This is a genomic window from Fictibacillus gelatini DSM 15865 (genome assembly GCF_000430745.1).
Classification (GTDB): Bacteria; Bacillota; Bacilli; order Bacillales; family Fictibacillaceae; genus Fictibacillus_A; species Fictibacillus_A gelatini.
In genome coordinates, this window is the sequence record NZ_AUMP01000064.1 from 1 (window position 1) to 6,790 (window position 6,790).

A 6,790-nucleotide genomic window follows, 5' to 3' on the forward strand; every position below is an offset into this window, starting at 1 on the left:
TTTTTACAGGCGAAAATGGATTCTTGAAAATAAGAACTTTCTTAGCTGAAAGGGCACTAGTGTTTCTCTATTTACTATGAGATGCGGGAGGAAAATGGATTGGTTAGACGAATAAGTGGTTGATTTTGACGAATAAATTGGAAGATTGGATGGTTAAGTTTCAAGGTGTGGCTACTAAATATCTTGATAATTACCTTTATTGGTTCCGTGGCTCGAGTTAGAAAAATCTTAGCATTTGAAAAAAGAGTAGAAAAAAACATGTCAAAAATCTAACCAAGTTACTGTTAAGAACAGTGTAGCCTTAATAAGGGGGAAGTCAATTTGAAATTTATTGAATTTGGTATAGGAAACAAATGGCTAATAAGAACTGAAACAGAATTAAGTGATGGCACTGAATTTGAGGAAAAAGGAATAGTAGGACCTATAAAACCTCAATCTTTATATTTAAGAGTTTGGATAGGGAAAACGGTTGTTATCTTGGACTCCAAAGAAGGCTTCAAAAAGTCAAAAAAGGACCGAAACGAAATCAAAATAATATTTGGAATTAAGAGTCATTAATTATACATTGAAAAGCAACAATCTTTTCGAAAACAGCCTTGTAATTAAAGGAGATATTAAAGGAAACAAACATACGAGAAATTCGTCCATATTCTGCATTTAGGTATTCTTTTTCTGATTAAGAAAATTTATAATTCGATTCACCGTCCAATCTAGAGGTAATGTAATGCATGGCTTTATCGTTGAATAATTTTTTCCCACGGCGAAATTATGCTTTTTAGAAAAAAGCAGTGTCCGCCTATCATCAATTTGAGTTTGATTCACCGATTGAACCCTTCGCACCATCAGTGATCAACGACCATCTGGGAGTATAAGCGAAAGAAATCAAAACAAGAAACTATCCACCGATGAAAGACGACGCCAACTGAATTCTCTTTGCCATTCAACTATAATTGCCTGTAAGTTGAGGGGCGATGTTCTTTATAGGGAAGCCAGAAGGTTCTTGTAAACAGCATCATCCCGGGAATCATCTAGTTGTATTATTTATTTAAAAGGAAGTACTAAAAAAACTCCATAAACAATCGATATGACGGCTGCTTGAATAAGTGTTTTGTAAAAAATTATTTTACTTCCCTCTTTGGATTTACTAAAGTATTCATTAAAAATTAAATTTAACAGATAAAGAATAATTATTAATACTATAAGCCCAATTATAAATTCCATTTTTCACTCATCTCTTTCAAAACAGCTTGTTCTCTCTCTTCAAAAATCAAAAGCCTCTAAAGAATGATTTATTCTTAAACATTCTACATAATCTTTAGGAAAATGAATACCCAAAGATTCTTATATTTTTTAACTTTTTACTCGGAGAAACTCAGTAAAAAGTTGAATGTTTCTTCTCTGTCATCTAATAAAAAAATATCCCGCTTAGGTCTGCATTCATGCTCAATGTTGTAAATTGGCAAAACTTCTGCACCAAAATTCAATGCGTAATCGTACCATTTTTTATCCGCTTCACGGAATTCAGCGAAATCACTTTGTAAAATCTAAGCCGAATGTTTGCCGTTTCGCAAATTTCTTCTCCAGAACAAACCATGATGGTTCTATTTAGTTAGGGTGGTTCTAAAATAAATTCTTTTGGGATCAACCTTTTCCTCCTTATCGGGCAATCCCAGCACTTCAAACGATCGAAATAGTTTTGATTTTGCTTCTAAGTAGTTTCTAATGTGATTTTGTTCTTTTCCTTTTGTTCAAATACCACTTTTCCATCTACAATGGTTAATTTCACTTTCGTATTCACTATTTCCTCTGCTGGGACTTCAAAAAGATTACGATCCAGCACAACAATATCAGCAAGTTTTCCGGGTTCTAATGTTCCTAATTCATGCTCTCTAAATGAGCCGTAAGCTGGCCCATACGTATAGGCTTTTAAAGCTTCTGCCAAAGTTATACTCTCTTCAGGATTCCACACATTTTCAGGAGAGCCTGTATAATCAACTCTCGTTACAGCCCGATAGATTTCTAGCATTGGGTTTAATGAAGTAACAGGAAAGTCACTTCCAAACGCTAACCTTGCACCAGCTTTTTTAAGTGTATTTACGGCAAATGTTAATTTATCCCGTTCTTTTCCTAATCGGGAAAGATACACTGCTTTATCTGTTAAAGCCAAATGCTGGGGCTGCATAGAGGCGATGACCCCTAATTCATTAAAGCGAGTCATATCATTTGGATGAATAGACTCGATATGTTCGATGGTATGCCGTGAATCTCTTACACCATTTAATTTCTGTGCCTGTTCAAAAGCATCTAATACTAAACGAACTCCCCCGTCCCCAATGGCATGAACACGGATTCTAAAGCCTTCCCGATCGGCATCCACAACCAATTTAATAAATTCTTCCGGTAATATCGATGAGTGTCCTCTTGTTTCTGGACGATCCGCATAAGGCTCTAACATGTAAGCTGTATATCCAGTTATAACCCCGTCGATGAAAAATTTTAGTCCAGAGAATTGAAGCATGTCAGACGAATACGTATCTCTTAATTTTTTTGACCGTTCTAAGTCCGTGGTTAAAGCAGGTGTAAGGTGAATCCGGGTTGTTAAATCCCCCGAGTTCTCAAATAGTCTAAACAACTCAAAATCATCAAGAATATCACTTGAAGGAGCATACATATCATTCACAGAAGTTACACCATATTCAGCAGCCTGTTTAAAGAATTTCTTTAAAATCTGTGATTTTTTTTCTCTCGTAAAATCATATGCCCCGTTCAAAATTAAGTCCATCGCTTTCTCATAAAGAATGCCAGTTAATTCGCCTTTCTCATCCTTAGCGATTTCCCCAAATGGAGGATTTTCTGTATCACTATTAATGCCCATTAGTTCTAATGCCTTGCTGTTTACCCAGGCATAATGGCACTCCACATGGTTTAAAATGACAGGTCTATCCGGTAATACGCGATCTAATGAAGCACGGGAAGGTAACAGTTTATTTTCCCAAGCTCCGTGATCCCATGCAAAACCAATAATCCATGGATCTTCAGGTCTTGTGTCGGCAAATTGCCGAACCCTATCTGCTGCTTCTTCCTCTGATTTAGCATCATATAAATTTATGCTATCTAGTTCAATGCTCCCTGGAACGATATGAAGATGAAAATCATGAAATCCGGGTACGATCAATTGGTCTTCGTAATGATATACTTTGGTATTCGTTCCGATATAAGAGGTAATCTCAGCGTATGAACCTACAGCGGCAATTTTATTCCCAATAATAGCAATAGCGGCAGGCTCAGGAAAATTATCTAACCCTGTAAAGACGGCATTACCTGAAATAACGATATCTGCTATTTTTCTACTGTTCATTTAATTTTCTCTCCCATCTGGTAAAAATATCAATCTTTTAAACTAACATTATTTTCATCAAAACTAATACTTATTGAATTCATACTTTTGAATTTAACTATATAAATTAGGTAGATCACACCAAGAACTGTCCAACAACTTCCTAGAATTATAGAATGTATATCAAGGCCGACAAATAACCAAACAATAAAGCCGGCTCCAATAAGCGGCAGGATTAAGTAAGAGACGGCCCCCTTAAAGGAATGATTTTTATTTTTGATAAAATAATGAACAATAACAGACAGATTAACAAATAGAAAGGACACAAGCGCACCAAAATTAATAAAAGAAGTTGCAACTGTCAGTGAGAGTACAAGTGCCAATAAGGAAATGATTCCTACTAAAATAATATTAAAGGCAGGTGTTTTAAAACGAGGGTGCACATAGCCAAAAAACTTCTTCGGCAGTACAGAATCACGTCCCATAGCAAATAAAACACGAGACACACTGGCTTGAGCTGCTAAACCTGAAGCGAAGGTTCCAACAAGTGTGGCGCCAAGGAAAAAGGAAATGAATAAATTTCCCCCGATCATTCTGGCCATCTCTACTGAAGCGGCATCTGGATTTGTAAACGCTTTAAAATCAGGTTGTACTAAACTGGCAATGTAAGAGACAACAATAAAAATTACCGCCCCCGTACATAAGATAATAAAAATAGCCTTAGGTATTATTTTAGGAGCATCAATTGTTTCTTCAGCCAGAGTTGTAATGGAGTCGAATCCAAGGAATGAAAAACATAGGAGTGAAGCACCTGCCAAAATGAAAGAAAAAGAATGTACAGAAATAAAAAATGGCTTAGCAGAAAGAAGTGTACCAGTTCCCATTCCTGCTAGTACAGATTTAATCGATAAGAAGCAAAATAAGAAAATGACAAGAATAGAATAAGCCATCAAAAATGTATTAACAATCCCAACTAGTTTAATTCCCCTTAAATTAACGAGAGTGGTCGTTCCTATTAATAGAAATATCCAAACATACGATGGAATGGCTGGTAAAATAGAGGACATAAAGATTCCCGCAATTAGATAATTCACCATAGGAAGAAGCAGGTAATCAGTAAAAAGAGCCCATCCAACTAGAAAGCCCAAGTGCGGGTGAAATACTTGTTGTACATACGTGTAAGACGACCCTGAAGTAGGATAGGCTCTGACCATTTGTCCATAACTATATGCTGTAAAAGCTAAAGCGATTGCTGCTACGATATACGCTGCAGGAACCTTTCCTTCTGTAATTTGAGAGGCGATTCCATAAGTAGAAAACACGGTCGCCGGTGCCATAATGGATAAACCAATCATAACCACAGAAAATAAGGTAAGGCGACGGTTAAGGTTCGCTTTTTCCATCGATTCATTTACCTCCTTTAAATCAAAATATTCATACTATTCAGCAATATTATTTCATCTATAAACGATAAAATCAATCAACCATTCGGGTGAATTTAGAACTAAATGCCGAAGAAACTTGTAAAGGAAAAAGGGATGTCCGAAAATAATCGGGCATCCCTTATGGTGAAAAACAATTTACAAGTGTTCTTTAACAATCCTTTGTTCATTTACGATTTTAGAATGGTTTTGATTAATCTTATAACACAGCTCTGTTCGATTGGAAACGTTTAATTTCTTATAAATATTTAATAAATGTGTTTTTACCGTATTAATGCTGATAAATAATTGCTGGGAAACTTCTTCATTGGAGAGTCCTTTTTGGACAAGTTCCAGTACCTCCTTTTCTCTTTTTGATAAAAAACCTACGATGTCCTTTTCAGGATGGCATTGATTGGCCGAAAAGAGGTCTGTTTGAGTCTCATCAAGGGATTCCCAGATCTTTGGTGAAAGGAATCTAGAAATAATTTCGAGTTGCATTACATCCGCTTGATTAAAAAGATGGTCCGTCTTTTGTCTCGAAAAGGTGATGCATCCAAATATTTCTTCTTTGTTAAAAAAACACATGGATATCAAATCGTAATATCCGTATTTCTCCCAATAGTCTTTATAAAATCTGGAATTCTCATAATCTTCCTTCGAAACAATATCAAAAATTTTTATTACGTTTCTCCTGCTTAATGGAAGTATACGCCTCGGGTGCCAATTGAAATCAGTTTGTTCATAATTAAAATATTCTTCAATCGCTTTCTGTTCAATGTTTAAAAAGTTAAGAGGTTTCAAATTATAATTTTGATCAAATAAATACATTTCTGACCGATAATATCCAAAATATTTTTCAAATAAATGCAAGAGATGTGCGTAATTAAGTTTTTCCTGAAGATCATTTATTTCATCCATAAAAGTTAGAATATTTTTAACATTTTGATCAGATAGGAATTTCATTTTCTCCCCCCCCTTGAATGAAACAACATATTTTGTAAGCCTTTTCAATACAGTAGTTGATTCCTGGCCCTCATCAAATGACAAAACAATACTTCAAAAATATAACTTGTAAAATTACTTGAGTAAAGAGAGTATTTATAGGATATTATAAACTGAAAATTCAGGGAAATACATAAAAAATTGATTGATAATAGCGTGAAGTGGACATGAAGGATTCTCTCAACTAAATACTTAATCCAGAGTTCACTGTGGTAAGAATTCGGCTCTCCGTTCCACTCAATAGCCATTCTGTCTCTCGTGGGAATCCACTTTAACCATAACCAAGGCTGAGTTCCTGGAGGGGTATTATAATCAAGAATTGAATCGTCCCATGTTTGACCAAATTGCTCAAAATCATTTGGATTGTAGTAAAACTCCCCGTCAACCCCAAAAGTTTCAGCATTACCCAATCCCATTTCTTCCAGCTTCTTGGGATCTCTTTTCATACGTCGTGTTTTTGCTAATCCTACCAATAAGTTATATGTTTCGTCTTCCAACGGCTTATTTAATGTAAATTTACCTGTATACCAAGTCATGTATCCCATTGGGAATCCCTCCAATTGATTTTGGTTAGATGGTTTTTCATTATTGAAATGGCTCTTCTTCTCATCCTTTGTAGAATGGGTCGTATCCCTGAAACTCCAATATCAGTTGATTTTTCTTAATTCACCTTGTGACCGTTGTCAACCTCAGTTGAAAATTCCCCAAAAATGCCGTTTTAAAATTCCCCATTATTAACACAAAAAGCTCTATCTTTCTATGGTATCACTTCCTTTCAATCGTGTTTGGGATTCCCTTTCCCCCGAGGGGGAAAGGGAATTGATCGAATATTCATTCACTGTTTTTTCCGTGTTGAAAAATCCTGCTTTCTTCTTCTCCTTGATTCGATAGCTTTCTCCTTTAATATTGATGGTATGTGAATAATGAAGTAGTCGATCTAAAATCGCTGACGCTAACACACGATCTCCAAAAATCTCTCCCCAATTTCCGTATGATTTGTTAGAGGTGAGGATAATGGCTCCCTTTT

6 protein-coding genes and 1 pseudogene are annotated in these 6,790 nt (G+C 35.6%); 2 read left to right on the forward strand and 5 right to left on the reverse strand.

From position 1 onward, the window contains the following. Positions 1-131: 131 nt before the first annotated feature. Positions 132-325 (forward strand): annotated as a pseudogene (locus tag H538_RS27155) (hypothetical protein); the annotation flags it as partial. Further along, positions 322-558, forward strand: coding sequence for a DUF3977 family protein (locus H538_RS0117750; RefSeq protein ID WP_026678733.1), 237 nt, complete (start codon positions 322-324; stop codon positions 556-558). The pseudogene H538_RS27155 and the gene H538_RS0117750, both read left to right, overlap by 4 nt. Before the next feature lie 1,150 nt (positions 559-1,708). On the opposite strand, the gene H538_RS0117760 is transcribed toward H538_RS0117750, so the two are convergent. From H538_RS0117760 to H538_RS26810, 5 genes are all read right to left on the reverse strand, one after another. After that, complete coding sequence (locus tag H538_RS0117760; RefSeq protein ID WP_026678735.1) at positions 1,709-3,358, reverse strand: amidohydrolase; 1,650 nt, start codon at positions 3,356-3,358, stop codon at positions 1,709-1,711. A 29-nt stretch (positions 3,359-3,387) separates the two neighbouring features. Then, entirely contained in the window at positions 3,388-4,740 is a 1,353-nt protein-coding gene (locus tag H538_RS0117765; RefSeq protein WP_026678736.1) for an APC family permease, read from the reverse strand. A gap of 177 nt (positions 4,741-4,917) precedes the next feature. Then, complete coding sequence (locus H538_RS0117770) at positions 4,918-5,724, reverse strand: helix-turn-helix domain-containing protein (protein WP_026678737.1); 807 nt, start codon at positions 5,722-5,724, stop codon at positions 4,918-4,920. 44 nt (positions 5,725-5,768) lie between these two features. Further along, positions 5,769-6,308 carry a hypothetical protein gene (locus H538_RS24285; RefSeq protein WP_051291544.1) on the reverse strand — a complete coding sequence of 180 codons (540 nt, stop codon included), beginning with the start codon at positions 6,306-6,308 and terminating at the stop codon, positions 5,769-5,771. Positions 6,309-6,512: 204 nt separating this feature from the next. After that, a partial coding sequence (locus H538_RS26810; protein ID WP_161627219.1) for an ATP-binding protein occupies positions 6,513-6,790 on the reverse strand: 278 nt, incomplete at its 5' end.

Coding starts and splice junctions, on each gene's coding strand:
- H538_RS0117760 (WP_026678735.1), bottom strand. CDS start 3,358: ATGAACAGTAGAAAAATAGCAGATATCGTTATTTCAGGTAATGCCGTC.
- H538_RS0117765 (WP_026678736.1), bottom strand. CDS start 4,740: ATGGAAAAAGCGAACCTTAACCGTCGCCTTACCTTATTTTCTGTGGTT.
- H538_RS0117770 (WP_026678737.1), bottom strand. CDS start 5,724: ATGAAATTCCTATCTGATCAAAATGTTAAAAATATTCTAACTTTTATG.
- H538_RS24285 (WP_051291544.1), bottom strand. CDS start 6,308: ATGGGATACATGACTTGGTATACAGGTAAATTTACATTAAATAAGCCG.